Origin of the sequence: Selenomonas sp. CM52 (genome assembly GCF_000292955.1) — a bacterium.
Classification (GTDB): Bacteria; Bacillota; Negativicutes; order Selenomonadales; family Selenomonadaceae; genus Selenomonas.
This window is the reverse complement of record NZ_ALNM01000047.1, coordinates 34,027-49,327: the sequence shown is the minus strand read 5'-3', so window position 1 is coordinate 49,327 and position 15,301 is coordinate 34,027. Positions and strand designations below refer to the sequence as shown.

Sequence of the window (15,301 nt, the reverse complement as noted above, 5' to 3'; positions counted from 1 at the left end):
CGCCGAAGGAGCGGCTCGCCGCCCGTCAGACGCACCTTGCGTATGCCGAGCTGCGCGAGAGCACGCACGACGCGGACGATCTCCTCGAAGGACAGAATGTCCGCGTGGGAGAGCTTCTCCACGCCATCTGCGGGCATACAGTAGCGGCAGCGCAAATTGCAGCGATCCGTCACGGAAATGCGCACATATTCGATTTTGCGGCGATAAAAATCAAGCATACGACGCCTCTCTTACCACGAATATCCGATAATCAGACCCAAAGGGCGCAGACGCATCGGCAAACTCGCAATCAACGCACAACAATTTCACAACAAGATGACATCGACCTCCGCACCCGCAGCAAGGGGCGGCGAGCCGGCGGGAATATCGACGAGCGCGTTGCAGCCGACGGCGGAGAAGAGCACGCCGGAAGCATGCTTCTCGGGCAGATGCACCTCGCCCTGCGCATACTGCGCTCGCACGAAGCGCCTGCCGCGGCTCGCCTTGGAAAAGCCGTCCCGCAAGACGGCGCGGCGGCGCATCGGCAAGAGCGCGTCTTGCGCCGTCAATTTGGCGAGCACGGGACGCGCGAGAAGCTCAAACGTCGCCGAAGCGGCAAACGGATTGCCCGACAGGGCGATGCCGAGCGTGCGGCGCGAGTCGCCCGCCGCCGAAAACGTATAGCCGATTGCGGGCGCTCCAGGCTTCATCAGAACGCGCCAGAAAAGGCGCTCGGCATTCAGTTCCTTGACGACGTCGTGCATGATGTCCTTCTTGCCCACGGAAACGCCGCCCGTCGTCAGAACGAGGTCGGGCGGCTCGGCAGAACTCACGAGCGCACGCGCAACCTCCTCCGCATCGTCGGGCAGCGCACCGAGGATTTCCGCCTCGAATCCCATCTCCTTGAGCCTTGCCGCGAGCAAGTAGAGATTGCTGTTGTAGATCTTGCCGGGGCAGAGCGGCTCGCCCGGCTCGACGAGCTCATCGCCCGTGCTCGCCAAAACGATGCGCACGCGGCGCACGCAAGGAAGACGCTTCCTCCCCTGCCCCGCCAGGACGGCGATGTGCGCTGCCGTCAGACGATCGCCCGCCTTGGCGAGCACGGCGCCTTCTTCCACATCCTCCCCGCGAAAGCAGAAGTTCTCGTGATGCTTGAGCGCATAAGGCACGAGAATTTCCTCGCCCTCCACGCGCACGTCTTCCTGCCGCACGACGGTGTCCGCGCCCTCGGGCATCGCCGCGCCCGTCATCAGACGAAGCGCCTCGCCCGCGCCCACCTTGCCGGCGAAGAAGCTGCCCGCACACTCCTCGCCGATGACGCGAAAGCGCGCGGGAGCGTCCGCCGACGCCCCCTGCGTACAGGCAGCCAAGAGCGCATAGCCGTCGAGCGGCGAGCGGTCAAACGGCGGCTGGTCGAAGGCGGCGCAGCAGTCCTCGGCAAGCCTTCGCCCGAGCGCCGCGAGAAGCGGCACGGACTCGGCTTCCGACAGCGGAATCTCGCGCACCTCGCGCAAAAGAAGCTCCTGCGCCTTTTCCAATGATATGTCCTGCATCGCTCCACCTACTCCCACTTGCCGAAGGTGCAGCGCGGATAGTGGCACGTCTCGCACGCGAGACACAGCCCGCCGAGTCCAAGGCGGCGGATCTCGCGGCGCGTCACGCGCTCGCCCGCCAAGATGCGCGGCAGCACGATGTCGAAGATCGTCGCCGCACTGTACATGACGCAGCCCGGCAGGCCGAGCACGGGCACTGTGCGCCCGTCGCGCTCGGCATAGGCGAGCAGGAACATCGCACCGGGCAGAACGGGAGCGCCGTACGTCACGACCTCCGCACCCGCAGCGCGGATCGCGGCGGGCGTGCGGTCGTCGGGATCGACGCTCATGCCGCCCGTGCACAGCACCATGTCCATGCCGCGATCAAGAAGCTCCTCGATCGCCGCCTGCGTGTGCTCCAAGGCGTCGTCAGAAATGCGGTGCTCGTTGACCGAAAGCCCGAAGCCGCGAAGCTTCGCCGCAAGGACAGGCGTGAACGTGTCCTTGATCCTGCCGTGCGCGACCTCCGATCCCGTCGTCACGACGCCGACCTTCAGCGAGCGGTACGGCAGAAGCCGAAAGATCGGCTCATCGCCGACGGCTCGCGCCGCTTCATCCATCAAATCCTTTTTTACGGCGAGCGGAATCACGCGCATGCCCGCGAGCAGATCGCCCTTCTTGACCGCCATGTACTGCGGCGCACAAGCCACCATGATGTCATCAAAATCGTTGAGCCGATGGAAGCGCTCGGCATCGACGGCGAATATGCCGTCATGAAGCGCCCGAAGCTCGATCTTGCCCTCTTTCGGCTCAGAGGCTTCCATTCCCTCGTTCTGACAGAAGCCGCGCAGGATCTCCGCCGCTTCGTTCTCGTGCAGCAGTGTGCCGTCGTTTTCCCAGACGTAGAGATGCTCCTTGCCCAAAGAGAGCAGCACGGGGATGTCCGCCGCCTCGACGACATGCCCCTTGCGAAAGCGTGCACCCTTCCTCACGCCGCGCACGATCTCCGTGATGTCGTGACAGAGGATCTGCCCGACCGCATCTTCCACAGAGATTTCCTGCATCGCCAAGGCGCTCACGAGCGGCTCTCCTTCCTGCGGTAGACGATGGGGCTGCGCGTCAGATAGAGGAACGGGAAGCTCAGGCAATGCACGAGGCGCGTGAACGGAAAGAGGATCGCCGTCACCATCCACAGCAGCATGTGCGCGCGGAACACGAACGGCACGCCCTCCATCAGCGAAACGTCGGGAGAGAACGCAAGGAGCGAGCGGAACCACGGCGAAATCGTCGCGCGGTAGTCAAAAGCGAAGCCGCCCAGGGCATTCGACAGCGTCCCCGCGCAGCCCGTCAGGATGGCGAGGAAGAGCACGAGGTAGAGCCAGCGATCCATGCGCGACGTATTGACCTGCATGTAGTCCTTGCCCAGAAAACGGCGCTTCAAGAGCAGCAGGAAGCCGAAGAAAAACAGGATGCCCGCCGGTATGCCGCCCGCCAGCGCGATGATGTGATAGAGATGCTCGTTGATTCCCGCCGCTTCCGTACAGACCTTCGGGATGAGCACGCCGATGATGTGACCGCCCAAGGCCATGAAGAGGCCGAGGTGGAACATCGGGCCGGCGATCTTCAAATCATTCTTCGAGAGAAATTCGCTCGATTTCGTCGTCCAACCGCGCTCCATCAAGACGTAGCGCGCTATCGTGCCGCCTATGAGCACGGTGAAAGCGATGTAGGGCAGTACGCCCCAAAAGAACTCATTCATGCTGCATCCCCTTCCCATCTCTCCGCCTGCATGAGCACGACGTCCAAAAGAAAAGCATAGGCGAGCTTCGCCTCGATGAAGCGGTCGCGCAGGAGCTTGAGCTTGTCCTTCATCGTGCGAAAGACCTCCGCCGCCTTCTCTTCGGGCAGGGCGGCGGCAAGCTCCAAGAGCGCCGGCAAATAGTCGGGAAGCTCATTCTGCGTGTCGAAGCCGTTCTTGAGAAACAGCTGCTTGTAGACGTGCATCTCGCTCGCCTGCTTGCCGAAGTCCGTGCGATCCTGCGTCGTCAGATAAAGATTCGTGTTCGGCGAGAACTCGAAAGAGCGCACATATTGCTCTTCGTAAGCCTTATTGCCAAGCTCCTGCGCGTAGTCAAAAAGCTCTTCCAAGACCTCTCGCGCCTGCTTCGTCTCAATCTCTGCCGCCGCGGCGCGGTAGGCGTCGAAATCCTGCCACCACGCCTCGCTCGGGTACTCCAAAAGATATGCCGCGAGCTTCAGCAGCTTCTTGTACTCTTCCATCAGCAACCTCCCGGGCAGACATAGCCCGCGCTGCCCTGCAGCTCACGCAGACGCTCGTGCGTCTCCGCCTGCAGTCCCGCCGGAATGACGACGCGATCCTTGCGCTTGGCGATGGCAAGCAAGCGGTACATCTTCTCGTACTCCGCCTCATGCAGGGAAAGCTCTTCGGGAAGCGACTCTTTCGTTTCCTTGTAGCGCATGACCGTGCGCATTTCCAAGAGCCGCGCGAGCGTATTCTTGACGACGGCGACGTCGCCCGCCGCAAAGAGCTGCGCCAGATATTCGAGCGGAATGCGCATGTCCGCCGCGTCGGGCAGGTAGACATCCGCTTCCACATGCTTCAAAATCGGCGAGAGCGGCGGGATGTACCAGACCATCGGCAGCGTGCGGTACTCAGGGTGAAGCGGCAGAGCGATCTGCCACTGACGGATGATCTTGTCGACGGGCGAACGCTCCGCCGCATGAATCCACGCATCGGAAATGCCCGCCTCACGCGCCGCCTTCTGCACGTCCGGATCGTGCGGATCGAGAAAGATGCCGCGCTCGCTCGCAGGAATATGCGCGGCATTCTCCGTCTTCGCCGCCTCTTCCACCTTGTCCATGTCGTAGAAAATCACGCCCATGTAGCGGATGCGCCCGACGCAGGTGTCGGTGCAGACCGTCGGCAGGCCGTTTTCCAGACGCGGATAGCACAAGACGCACTTCTCCGCCTTGTTCGACTTCCAGTTGTAATAGATCTTCTTGTACGGACAGGCGGGCACGCAGTGACGCCAGCCGCGGCAGACGTCCTGCGAGATGAGGACGACGCCGTCCTCGTCGCGCTTGTAGATCGCGCCCGAAGGACACGCGGCGACGCAGGCGGGATTCAGACAGTGGTTGCAGAGGCGCGGCAGATACTTCATGAAGAGATCGTGAAATTCCAGCTTGATCTTCTCGCCGAGCTTCTTCAAATTGTGATCATTGCGCGCCGACTCGCCGCTCGCGAGATCGTCCTCCCAGTTCGGCCCCCACTTGATCTCCATGCGCTTCTGCGTGATCAAGGAGCGCGGACGCGCCACGGGCTGATGGTTCTTGCGGCCCGAATGGATCAGCGTCTCGTAGTCGTATGTCCACGGCTCGTAATAGTCGTCAAGCTCGGGCTGATCGGGATGGTAGAAGAGCTTCATGAGGCGCACCGCCTTGTTCGCGCCGGAGGCGAGCGAAAGCTCGCCGTCCTTGACCTTCCAGCCGCCCTTCCACTTCTCCTGATCTTCCCAATTCTTCGGGTAGCCGATGCCCGGCTTCGTCTCGACGTTGTTGAAGTACATGTACTCCGCACCCTCGCGGTTCGTCCAGACGTTCTTGCACGTGATCGAGCAAGTATGGCAGCCGAGGCATTTGTCAAGGTTCATGACCATCGCTATCTGCGCTTTAATCCTCAAGCCAATCGACCTCCTTCATCTTGCGCGCGACGACGTAGGCATCGCGCTGGTTGCCCGTCGGGCCGTAGTAATTGAATCCGTAGCTGAACTGCCCGTAGCCGCCGATCATGTGCGTGGGCTTCATCATGATGTGCGTCGGCGTGTTGTGCGTGCCGCCGCGCGTGCCCGAAATCTTCGAGCCGGGCACATTGATGTGGCGATCCTGCGCGTGGTGCATGAATACGACGCCGCGCGGCAGGCGGGGCGAAGTCACGACGCGCGAGGCGACGACGCCGTTGCGGTTGTAAAGCTCGACCCAGTCGTTGTCCTTGACGTCGATATCGGCGGCGTCCTTCTCGTTGAACCACACGGTCTGCCCGCCGCGGAACAGCGTCAGGAGCTGCTGGCTGTCAAAGTACATGCTGTGCGTGCTCCACTTGTTGTGCGGCGTCAGATAGCGCAGCGTGATTTCCTTGCCCTCGCCGAGCTTCTTCTCGATCGGACGGTTCTCCAAGATCGGGCGGTACGTCGCCATCGCCTCGCCCCACTCCTGCATGAGCTCGTGATCGACGTAGAAGCACTGGCGTCCCGTCACCGTGCGGAAAGGCACGAGCTCCTCGACGTTCGTCGTGAACGGCGTGTAGCGGCGATTGCGGTTGCTGCCCGTGAACGTCGGCGTCGTGATCGTCTGGCGCGGCTGCACGGCGACCTGATCGAACGTGAAGCGCTCGATCTCGCGATCCTTGGCAAGCCGCGTGAGATTCGTCAGACCCGTGCGCTTCTCCATCGACTGCCATGCGCGCACGGCGACAGAGCCTTTCGTCGTCGACGAAAGCCCCATGACGGCGTCGGCGGCCTGGCGCGCCTCGAAGATCGACGGCATACCGTAGGAGACGAAATCCTTGTTTTCAATGACGCCGTTGCGCTTTCGGATCTCCTCGTAGTCCTCCTTCGACTCCCACGAGAGGCCGTGTGCGCCCATGCCCTTCTCCACGTTGGGGCCGAGCGCGATCCACTTCTCGTAAACCTTCGTATAGTCGCGCTCCACCTTGACGAGGTTCGGCATCGTCTTGCCCGGGATCGGCTCGCAATCGCCCTTCTTCCAGTCGCGAATCCTGCCTTCAGGCTGCGCCGTCTCGCCTTCCGTATCGTGCTGCAGAGGCACGGCGACGACATCTGTGTACGGCTTCATGCCCGCTTCCTTGGCGACGCGCGAGACGGCCTCGGCGAGCGTGCGGAAGATGTCCCAGTCCGTGCGCGCCTCCCACAAGGGATCGACGGCAGGCTGGAACGGATGGACAAACGGATGCATGTCCGTCGAAGAAAGGTCGGTCTTCTCGTACCACGTCGCCGTCGGCAGCACGACGTCGGAATAGAGTGCCGAGCCTGCCATGCGGAAATCGAGGTCGATGAGCAGATCTAGCTTGCCCTCGGCCGCGCCGCCGGGCTTACCGATCTCCTGCTCCTCGCGCCAACGGATCTCCGTCGGGCGCGTCGGGCACTTCTCCTCGGCGAAAAGGCCGTTCTTCGTGCCGAGCAGATACTTGAGGAAGTATTCGTGCCCCTTCGACGACGAGGTGATGAGGTTCGCACGCCAAATGAAGAGGTTGCGCGGGAAGTTCTCGGGCGCGTCGGGATCTTCCGCCGAGAAGTTCAGCTCGCCCTTCTTGAGGCTTTCAGCGACGAACTTCTTCACGTCCTCGAAATCCTCATGACCCGCTGCCTTCGCCTCGTCGATGATCTTCTGCCCGCTCTTGTTGAACGTCGGATAGAACGGAAGCCAGCCGAGTCGCGCCGCGAGCACGTTGTAGTCGCCGGGGTGGCGGTAGCGCGGCTTGCCCGTCGCCGCGACAATCTCTTGCGTGTCGATCTCGTCGCTCCGCCACTGATCGGTGCCGAAGTAGAAGAACGATGTGCTGTTCTGCAGGCGCGCCGCCGGCTGCCAGTCCGTCGCCGTCATGACGCGTGCCCAGCCCTCCGCCGGGCGCAGCTTCTCCTGCCCGACGTAGTGCGCCCAGCCGCCGCCGTTCCTGCCTTCCGCCCCGACGAAGAGCAGGAGGTTCAAGATCGTGCGGTAAATGATGTCGGCATTGTACCAGTGGTTGATGCCCGCGCCCATGATGACCATGGTTCTGCCGTCCGTCTTGATCGAGTTGTCCGCCATCTCACGCGCCGTATGAATGGCAAGCTCGGGCGAGACGCCCGTGTACTTTTCCTGCCAATGCGGCGTGTACGGCACATCATCCTCGTAGGACGAGGCCGCCTCGCCGCCGAGGCCGCGATCGATCGCATAGTTCGCCATCGTCAGGTCGTAGACCGTCGTCACGAGGCGCTCGCCCGCCGCCGTCTTGATTTTCTTGACCGGCACCATGCGCTTCAGGAGCATTTCCTCGCGCTCCGTGCCGAAGTACGGCAGAGTGACTTCGATTGCCTCATCCTTGATGTCGAGGACGGAAAGACGCGCCTTGATCGCCTCGCCCGTGTCGCTGTCCTCTTCTTTGAGATTCCACTTTGCCTGACGATCCCAGCGGTCGCCCATCGTGCCGTTCGGCACGACGAGTCTTTCCGTCATCTCATCCACGACGTAGAACTTGAAGTCGGCGTGCTTCTCGTCGGCGCGTCCCATATCCTTCGCGTTGAGGAAGCGTCCGGGCAGGAAGCTGCCGTCTTCTTTCTCGTCGAGGAGCACGAGGAACGGGAAATCCGTAAAGCGGCGCACATAGTCGACGAAGAACGGCACTTCCTTGTCGATGTAGTACTCCTTCAGGATGACATGCCCCATCGCCATGGCGAGCGCTGCGTCGCTGCCCGTGTGCAGGCTGATCCACGTGTCGGCGACCGTCGTCGACTCCGCGTAGTCGGGCGCGACGGAGACGACCTTCGTGCCCTTGTAGCGCACCTCCGTCAAGAAATGTGCGTCGGGCGTGCGCGTCAGCGGCACGTTCGAGCCCCATGTGATGATGTAGCCCGCATTGTACCAATCGCTCGACTCCGGCACATCTGTCTGGTCGCCCCAGACCTGCGGGCTTGCCGGCGGCAGATCGGCGTACCAGTCGTAGAAGGAAAGCCCCGCGCCGCCCATGAGTTGCATGAAGCGAAGCCCTGCGGCATAGCTGAGCATCGACTTCGCGGGAATGACGGAAAAGCCAAAGTTGCGGTCCGGACCGTACTTTTCCACCGTGTAGAGAAGCGACGAGGCGATGAGTTCCGACACCTCATCCCAATTCGAGCGCACGAAGCCGCCCATGCCGCGCGCCGCCTTGTAGCGCTTCTTCTTCGCGGGATCGTCGGCGATGCTGCGCCACGCCTCAAGCGCCGTCTTATGATTCTTTCTCGCCTCGCGCCAAAGCTCAGCGAGATCGCTCCTAAGGTACGGGTACTTGATGCGCAGCGGGCTGTAGAGATACCACGAGAACGAAGCGCCGCGCGGACAGCCGCGAGGCTCGAAATCCGGCATGTCGGGCGCGGTCTCCGGATAGTCGAGTGCCTGGTTCTCCCAAGCCACGAGGCCGTCCTTCACATAGATGTTCCAGCTGCACGACCCCGTACAGTTCACGCCGTGCGTCGAGCGCACCCGCTTGTCGAACGACCAGCGGTCGCGGTACATGTTCTCCCAGTCGCGCCCGCCCTCATGAATCTGTTGGTGGCCGCTCGCCGTCCGCTCCTTCGGGATAAGATAACGGAACTTCTGGAAAATGCTGCTCACTTCTCCATCTCCCTCCTGAGGAAATCTCGTTTCCTTAAAGAATACGGATATTTTCATCCGCACTTCTCTAACTTCTCTAATCCGATTTATTATAGCAAAATTTTCTCGGATTTGTCTTGTAACAAATATCACAGATGAAAAATTTTCTGTCGAATATGGGATATGCAGTGATAAATATTACTGCAAGTCGCTTTTCTTATGCTATACTAAGATGATATGGTATAATGATTTTCACCGAAGAAAGGAGTTTTTCCATGAAAAAAATCGCCCTTCTCCTCTCGTGCCTCACCCTCTTCGTTCTCGCGGGCTGCGGCACAGCGCCGAGCGCTTCGGACGCGAAGAAAGATTCCGTCGAGCTGCAGGTCTCCGCTGCCGCGAGCCTGACCGACGCGATGAATGAGCTGGCGACCGAGTACGCGAAGGTGCATCCTCAGACGAAGGTCGTCTTCAACTTCGGCAGCAGTGGCGCCCTGCAGCAGGCGATTGAGAACGGCGGCAGCGCCGACCTCTTCTTCTCGGCGGCGCAGAAGCAGATGGATGCGCTCGAAAAGGCGGGACTTCTCGCTGACGGCACGCGCAAGAACCTCCTCGAAAACGAAGTCGTGCTCATCGTTCCCAAGGATGGCGGTAAAGCGATCGCCTCCTTTGACGCGCTTGCGACGCCCGCAGCTTCGCGCATCGCTCTCGGCGAGCCGAAGGGCGTTCCTGTCGGCCAGTACACGGAGGAAATCCTCACGAAGCTCGGCATCCTCGACCAGGTGAAGGCCAAGGCGGTCTACGGCTCCGACGTGCGTCAGGTTCTCTCGTGGACGGAGACGGGCGACGCGGACTGCGGCGTCGTCTACGCGACGGACGCTGCCGTTTCCGACAAGGTCAAGGTCGCAGCGAAAGCTCCGGCAGGCTCGCACAAGCCCGTCATCTATCCCGCCGCCATCTTGAAGGACACGAAGCACATGGACGAGGCGAAATCCTTCCTCGACTTCGTTTCCTCGGAAAAGGGCATGGCGATCCTTGAAAAGTACGGCTTCAAAGCCGCCGGAAAATAATGGAACTTGAAGTCAAGATCCGCAAGAAGTTGCGCGGCTTCGATCTTGCCGTGGAATTTTCCGTGCGCGACGAGGTGCTCGCGCTGCTCGGCGCCTCGGGCTGCGGCAAGAGCATGACCTTGAAGTGCATCGCGGGCATCGAAAAGCCCGATGAAGGTCGCATCCTGCTCAACGGGCGCACGCTCTTCGACAGCGAAAAGGGCGTCAACCTCGCGCCGCAGAAGCGCCGCGTCGGCTACCTGTTTCAAGACTACGCCCTGTTTCCCAACATGACCGTGGCCGAGAACATCACGTTCTCGGCACGCGGCACGAAAGAAGAAAAGCGCAAGCTCCTCGAAAGGGAGCTTGCGCGCTTTTCGCTTGAGGGACTCGAAAACTCCTACCCCAAGGAACTTTCGGGCGGACAGAAACAGCGCACGGCGTTCGCGCGCATCCTCGCCTCCGATGCAGAGTTACTGCTGCTCGACGAGCCGTTTTCCGCGCTCGACAGCTACCTCAAGTGGCAATTGGAGCTGGAGCTGCTGCACCTCTTCGACTCCTACGGACGCGCCGCCGTCCTCGTCTCGCACGACCGCGGCGAAGCCTACCGCCTGGCCGATCGCATCGCCGTCCTGAGCAGCGGCGCACTCGAATCGCTCGGCACGAAGCACGCGCTCTTCGAGCAGCCCGGCACACTCGCGGCGACGCTCCTCACAGGCTGCAAGAATATCTCCCGCGCACGCCGCACGGCAGAGCATGAGCTCTTCGCCGAGGACTGGCAAATCACGCTGCACTCTGCCGCCCCCGTGCCCGAGAACCTCCGCCATGTCGGCATCCGCGCCCACTTCTTTTCCCTGCGCGAAGAAGCGGCGGAAAACACGCCGCGCATGGAAGCCGTGCAGATCATCGAGGATGCCTTTTCCTACCTCGTCATGGCGAAGAAGGCGGATTCGGACGCCGCGCCCGTGCGTTGGGAGATTGAAAAAATCGCTTGGCAAGGGCTGGGGCAGAAAGAATTCTATCTGCATTTTCCCGCCGATCGGCTCATCTTGCTCGAACGATAGGAGGCGCACATGGAATTTTCTCCCTTTTGGATCACCTTGAAGACGGCGACGGTCGCCACCTTCATCTCCTTCTTCCTCGGCATCGCCCTCGCCTACGCCGTCCTCCATCTGAGACGCTTCCAAGGCATTGCCGACGCCGTCATCACATTGCCCATGGTGCTGCCGCCGACCGTCGTCGGCTTCTTCCTCCTGCTCGTATTCGGCAGGAAAAGCCCTCTAGGGCAAATGCTCCTCGACTTCGGCATGCCGCTCGTCTTCACATGGAAGGCGACCGTCATCGCCGCCGTCGTCGTCTCGCTGCCCCTCATGTACCGCACGGCGCGCGGCGCCTTCGAGCAGCTCGACAAGAACATTGTCTATGCGGCACGCACACTCGGCATCTCCGAGTGGCGCATCTTCTGGCACATCCTCGTGCCGAACGCCAAGCACGGCATTGTTGCGGGACTCGTGCTGACGTTCACGCGTGCGCTCGGCGAGTTCGGCGCGACGATCATGTTCGCAGGCAACGTCCCCGGAACGACGCAGACGATGTCCACAGCGATCTACGCCGCCGTGCAGGCGAATGACTACGACCTCGCCTTCCAATGGGCGACGGCTCTCGTCCTCTTCTCCCTCGTCTTCGTCGCCGCCATGAACGCTTGGCTCGCGCGAAGCCGCGGCTAAAAAAATACGGACACAAAAAGCTTCCTGCTGCAGCGGCGCTACAGCAGGAAGCTTTTTTATTTCAAGTTGTTTGCGAGGGGACTGCGCCTTACATCATGCCCGGCATACCGCCGCCCATGCCCGGTGCGCCCATCGGCATCGGAGGCTCCTTCTCCGGCTTGTCCGCCACGAGCGTCTCCGTCGTCAGAACCATCGCCGCGATGCTCGCCGCATTCTGCAGAGCGGAACGCGTGACCTTCGCCGGGTCGACGATGCCCGCGCCGATCATGTCGACGTACTCGCCCGTCAGAGCGTTGAAGCCCGTGCCGTTCGCCGACTTCTTGACGTTCTCGACGACGACGGAACCTTCGAGACCCGCGTTGTTCGCAATCTGGCGAACCGGTTCCTCGATGGCGCGCTTCACGATGTTGATGCCCGTCTGCACGTCGCCCTCGGCGCTCAAAGCGTCAAGCGCAGGCAGGATGTCGACGAACGTCGTGCCGCCGCCGGCGACGATGCCCTCTTCGACCGCCGCACGCGTAGCATTCAGAGCGTCCTCGATGCGCAGCTTCTTGTCCTTCATCTCGACCTCGGTCGCAGCGCCGATCTCGATGACGGCGACGCCGCCCGCGAGCTTTGCGAGGCGCTCCTGCAGCTTCTCCTTGTCGAAGTCCGAAGTCGTCTCCGCAACCTGCTTCTTGATCTGCTCGACGCGCGCGTCGATCGCAGCCTTGTCGCCGGAGCCGTCAACAATCGTCGTCTCTTCCTTCGAAGCGCGAACCTGACGCGCCTGACCGAGATCCTCGATCTCGACGCTGTCGAGCTTCCTGCCGACTTCCTCGGAGATGACCGTGCCGCCCGTCAGGATAGCGATGTCTTCGAGCATCGCCTTGCGGCGGTCGCCGAAGCCCGGAGCCTTGACGGCAAGAGCCTTGAACGTGCCGCGCAGCTTGTTGACGACGAGCGTCGCAAGCGCCTCACCGTCGAGATCCTCGGCGATGATCATCAGTTCCTTGCCCTGCTTTACGACCTTCTCAAGAATCGGCAGGATGTCGGCAATCGCCGAAATCTTGCGATCCGTGATGAGGATGTACGGATTGTCGAGAACGGCTTCCATCTTGTCCGTGTCCGTGACCATGTAGGGGGAGATGTAGCCGCGGTCGAACTGCATGCCCTCGACGACCGAGAGGTTCGTGTCCATGGACTTCGACTCCTCGACCGTGATGACGCCGTCCTTGCCGACCTTCTCCATCGCCTCTGCGATCAGCTCGCCGACTTCCTCGTCACCCGAGGAAATCGCCGCGACCTGCGCGATCGCCGCCTTGCCCTCGACCTTCTTCGAGTTGCTCTTGATCTCATCGACGAGCTTCTTGACCGCCTGGTCGATGCCCTTCTTGAGGATCATCGGGTTCGCGCCCGCAGCGACGTTCCTCATGCCCTCGTGGATCATCGCCTGCGCGAGAAGCGTAGCCGTCGTCGTGCCGTCGCCCGCGATGTCGTTCGTCTTCGTCGCGACTTCCTTGACGAGCTGTGCGCCCATGTTCTCAAACGGATCTTCGAGTTCGATGTCCTTCGCAATCGTCACGCCGTCGTTCGTGATCGTCGGTGCGCCGAACTTCTTGTCGAGAACAACGTTGCGACCCTTAGGCCCAAGCGTGACCTTTACGGCATTTGCCAAAGCGTCGACGCCCTTGCCGAGCGCACGGCGCGCTTCTTCATTGAACAAAACCTGCTTTGCCATGGTAAAACCTCCCAATATCTATCGAATCTATCGAATCTGCGCTCTCTCAGACAAATCTCAGAGAACCGCGAGGATGTCGCTCTCGCGAACGATCAAGTAGTTCTGCTCGTCGACCTTGACTTCAGAACCCGAGTACTTCGAGAAGATAACCTTGTCGCCCGTCTTGACTTCCATCTGCGCGCGCGTGCCGTTGTCGAGCATCTTGCCCGTGCCGACTGCGACGACTTCGCCTTCCTGCGGCTTCTCCTTCGCCGTGTCTGGCAGCACGATGCCGCTCGCCGTCTTCATATCGCCTTCCGAAACCTTGATGACAACTCTGTCGCCCAATGGCCTGATCATGTTTATCTTCCTCCCAAATCAACGGAATCGCTGACGAATCAGCTCTTCCTAAATTCTTTTTGTTAGCACTCGCGTTGCTTGAGTGCTAATCACAGTTCTTATATTACTCATTTTTCGACAAATAGTCAAGGACTTTTTTTGATTTTTTGACCTTTTAGGGAGAAATCTACTGAAACCGTTCAAGAAATCACGCCCATGAGCGCAGATCGATTGGCAAATTTTTCTTAATCTCGGCACGCAATGTCCACGAAATGGCGGTTTGTGCGTGTGCTTTGTACCAAAAAGAACGGCCTATTCTTCCCATCATCAAAATGCCGTCAGGCTTCCAAACTGTTCTCATTGAGCAGGAAATCATAGACGCTCATCAGCAGCACGCCCTTTTCATTATAGTGCGGCGCAGGCGTATTCTTCGTGATGATCATACGCTTGAAAAAATCGCCCGTCAGCATCAGCGAGCGCTGCTCCTGCTCCATCTTTGCGGCATCAGGCAACGCGTAGGCGGATTGGATATAGTACCGCTTCGATCCCTTGTTGCAGACGAAATCAATCTCAAGCTGTCTGCGAATGCTGCCGCCCTTTTCATTCCTGTCGTTCTGCACGATGACGCCGACATCCACATTGAAGCCGCGAACCTTCAGTTCATTGAAGATGATATTCTCCATGCTGTGCGTCTCTTCCAACTGTCGGAAATTCAGCCGGGCATTTCTCAGTCCCATGTCCGTAAAGTAATATTTCAAAGGAGTGTCCATATATTTCTTTCCCTTCACATCATAGCGCATGGCGCTGTCGATCAGGAAAGAATCACAGAGATAATCAATATATCGCTTGATCGTGCTGTTGCTGATGCTCTTTTTCTTGACAGATTTGAAAGTCGCCGACAACTTTTCCGGATTCGTCAGCGAGCCGATGGCAGAGGAAAGGATGTTCAAAATATCTTCTAGTTCCGCCTTGTTGCGAATGTTGTGCCTGCCGATAATATCGGAAATGTACGTTTCTTCAAAGAGCGATTTCAAAAAAGCGATTTTCTGCTCCGCCGTCGTAAAACTCAGCACGAGCGGCAAACCGCCGTAGAGCATATATTCATTCCAGCCATCCTGCTTCGTACCGTTATAGACTGACATGAACTCTGCAAAGTTCAACGGATACAGGTGAATCTCGTCGCCGCGCCCACGGAACTCCGTGATCACATCCTTCGACAGAAAACGCGCATTGCTGCCCGTCACATAGACGTCCACATTCTTCATGCGAATGAGGCTGTTCAAGACGGCCTCAAATTCGTCCAGAAGCTGCACTTCGTCGAGAAGCACATAATACATGTCATCGCCCGTAATCCGTTCCTGCAAATGCGGGTACAGCACATCAGGATCACGAAACCGCTTGTTTTCAAAAGCATCAAATGCGATCTCGATGATATGCGCCTCATCAATTCCCTCAAAAAGCAGATGTTCCTTGAAAAGACTAAAAAGAAGATACGATTTCCCGCACCGCCGCAAACCCGTCACTACTTTGATCAAACCATTATGCTTTTTGCTGATCAGCGCATCAAGGTAGCGATCTCGTTTTATTTCCATACTCCATGCCTCCTATTGAAGA

13 protein-coding genes are annotated in these 15,301 nt (G+C 59.9%); 3 read left to right on the top strand and 10 right to left on the bottom strand.

All coding sequences use genetic code 11. The features are described from left to right. The 7 genes from HMPREF1153_RS11160 to HMPREF1153_RS11130 all read right to left on the bottom strand — a co-directional run. On the bottom strand, window positions 1–218 hold a 218-nt coding region (locus HMPREF1153_RS11160), incomplete at its 3' end, for a radical SAM protein (RefSeq protein WP_009647025.1). 87 nt (window positions 219–305) lie between these two features. Continuing rightward, the gene (gene glp, locus HMPREF1153_RS11155) at window positions 306–1,532 is read right to left on the bottom strand and encodes a molybdopterin molybdotransferase MoeA (RefSeq protein WP_009647048.1); all 1,227 of its coding nucleotides are present in this window, start codon (window positions 1,530–1,532) and stop codon (window positions 306–308) included. Between the two features lie 8 nt (window positions 1,533–1,540). After that, entirely contained in the window at window positions 1,541–2,575 is a 1,035-nt protein-coding gene (locus HMPREF1153_RS11150) for a molybdopterin-binding protein (protein ID WP_037370653.1), read from the bottom strand. An 11-nt stretch (window positions 2,576–2,586) separates the two neighbouring features. Further along, window positions 2,587–3,270, bottom strand: a complete 684-nt coding sequence (narI, locus tag HMPREF1153_RS11145) for a respiratory nitrate reductase subunit gamma (protein WP_009647051.1) — start codon at window positions 3,268–3,270, stop codon at window positions 2,587–2,589. After that, window positions 3,267–3,791 carry a nitrate reductase molybdenum cofactor assembly chaperone gene (narJ, locus tag HMPREF1153_RS11140; protein WP_009647024.1) on the bottom strand — a complete coding sequence of 175 codons (525 nt, stop codon included), beginning with the start codon at window positions 3,789–3,791 and terminating at the stop codon, window positions 3,267–3,269. Before narJ ends, narI begins: the two co-directional genes overlap by 4 nt. Beyond that, on the bottom strand, window positions 3,791–5,212 hold the full coding sequence (gene narH, locus HMPREF1153_RS11135) for a nitrate reductase subunit beta (protein ID WP_009647033.1): 1,422 nt from the start codon (window positions 5,210–5,212) through the stop codon (window positions 3,791–3,793). Before narH ends, narJ begins: the two co-directional genes overlap by 1 nt. Next, on the bottom strand, window positions 5,202–8,897 hold the full coding sequence (locus tag HMPREF1153_RS11130; protein WP_037370647.1) for a nitrate reductase subunit alpha: 3,696 nt from the start codon (window positions 8,895–8,897) through the stop codon (window positions 5,202–5,204). The genes narH and HMPREF1153_RS11130 overlap by 11 nt, the downstream gene beginning before the upstream one ends. Before the next feature lie 254 nt (window positions 8,898–9,151). On the opposite strand from HMPREF1153_RS11130, the gene modA reads away from it, so the two are divergent. The 3 genes from modA to modB are packed head-to-tail and all read left to right on the top strand — an operon-like array spanning window position 9,152 to window position 11,649. Beyond that, window positions 9,152–9,943: a molybdate ABC transporter substrate-binding protein gene (modA, locus tag HMPREF1153_RS11125; protein ID WP_037370645.1), complete on the top strand. Its 792-nt coding sequence runs from the start codon at window positions 9,152–9,154 to the stop codon at window positions 9,941–9,943. Next, window positions 9,943–10,986: a sulfate/molybdate ABC transporter ATP-binding protein gene (locus tag HMPREF1153_RS11120; RefSeq protein ID WP_009647055.1), complete on the top strand. Its 1,044-nt coding sequence runs from the start codon at window positions 9,943–9,945 to the stop codon at window positions 10,984–10,986. The genes modA and HMPREF1153_RS11120 overlap by 1 nt, the downstream gene beginning before the upstream one ends. A 9-nt stretch (window positions 10,987–10,995) precedes the next feature. Then, the gene (gene modB / locus HMPREF1153_RS11115; protein ID WP_009647040.1) at window positions 10,996–11,649 is read left to right on the top strand and encodes a molybdate ABC transporter permease subunit; all 654 of its coding nucleotides are present in this window, start codon (window positions 10,996–10,998) and stop codon (window positions 11,647–11,649) included. 88 nt (window positions 11,650–11,737) lie between these two features. On the opposite strand, the gene groL is transcribed toward modB, so the two are convergent. From groL to HMPREF1153_RS11100, 3 genes are all read right to left on the bottom strand, one after another. Beyond that, complete coding sequence (groL, locus tag HMPREF1153_RS11110) at window positions 11,738–13,369, bottom strand: chaperonin GroEL (protein WP_009647022.1); 1,632 nt, start codon at window positions 13,367–13,369, stop codon at window positions 11,738–11,740. 57 nt (window positions 13,370–13,426) lie between these two features. Beyond that, window positions 13,427–13,708, bottom strand: a complete 282-nt coding sequence (groES, locus tag HMPREF1153_RS11105) for a co-chaperone GroES (protein WP_006193124.1) — start codon at window positions 13,706–13,708, stop codon at window positions 13,427–13,429. A gap of 317 nt (window positions 13,709–14,025) precedes the next feature. Beyond that, a complete protein-coding gene (locus HMPREF1153_RS11100) occupies window positions 14,026–15,279 on the bottom strand; it encodes an ATP-binding protein (RefSeq protein WP_009647044.1) in 1,254 nt (417 codons plus the stop codon). Window positions 15,280–15,301 lie beyond the last annotated feature (22 nt).